Genomic DNA, 1010 nt, shown 5'->3' with positions numbered 1-1010 from the left:
GCTACGAACGCAAAGCCGAGCACTTCCTCGCCTTCACCAGCATCGCCTGCACCCTCATCTGCTACCGCCGACTCACCAAATGAGATGGTGTCTTATCACCGCGCAGTTCGCTGGCAGCACGGTCGGCTTCAACCGCGTGAAGTTCACCAGCGGCAGGGTCGCCTTTATCGCCGCCGCGTTCGCCAGCGGCACGGTCCGCTTCAACGGAGCGGGGTTCACTAGCGACGTGGTCGACTTCCACGCGGCGTTCGACGGTGGCGCGGTCGACTTCTCAGGTTCTTCAGGTGTGGCCCCGGATGGCCTGCCGCCTAGCGGGTCGCCTCTGCCCGCGGGGCTGAGCCTGCCTCCCGCCTGGTAGCTGACCCGCATGGTGCGTCACTGATATCGGCATAACGCCATCCGTCTGGCCTTCAGTCAGCGGTTATAACGTGGATCCTTGTTGCAGTGCCCGCCGTAGCGCCAAACCCAGCTGAGTTTGGCACAGGCCACATTGCCGTACCGAAGATGGAAGCAGTGGGTGCAAAGCCAGACTCCACCGTCGACCAGACTCAGTAAGCCCTTGTCACCCTTAATGCCAGGGATGAAGACGCCAGCCAGCCGGCCCTGTATCTCCTCCTGGGCGTCTTCCACCATACCCAGAGCGCCGAGAACAGGACTCTTGATTGCGGCTAGCTCTGCGCGGCTTGACTCTGTGTGGTCAGTAACGGCATCGCAAATATGACACAGCAACTCACGTCGAGACGCCATCGGCTGATCCCCCTCGCTCTGCCAGGGAGGTTCCCGCACAAGAAGATCGCTACACGGTGCGGGCGCGCCCCTCGTACTGCGGAAACGTTCCCGACGTGGTCGGGCGCGGCCATCGGTCTCGCGAGGCGGCAGTCGGCATATCAGCAGGTCGCGCCACACCAGCGCTTTAGAGGTCGTTTCACTTGATGAGTCGGCGGTAGCTGATGAGGGCTGCGGCTATGCCGACGAAGGCGAGGAAGTGTTCGGCCTTGCGTTCGTATCGG

At 62.6% G+C, this 1010-nt stretch carries 1 pseudogene; it reads left to right on the top strand.

Annotated elements, in window-relative coordinates:
* Nucleotides 1-358 (top strand): annotated as a pseudogene (locus ACZ6TU_RS38930) (hypothetical protein); the annotation flags it as partial.
* Nucleotides 359-1010 lie beyond the last annotated feature (652 nt).

Source organism: Streptomyces sp. NPDC052064, assembly GCF_055585925.1.
The sequence above is the reverse complement of the archived record's forward strand: the minus strand, read 5'-3'. Positions and strand labels throughout refer to the sequence as shown.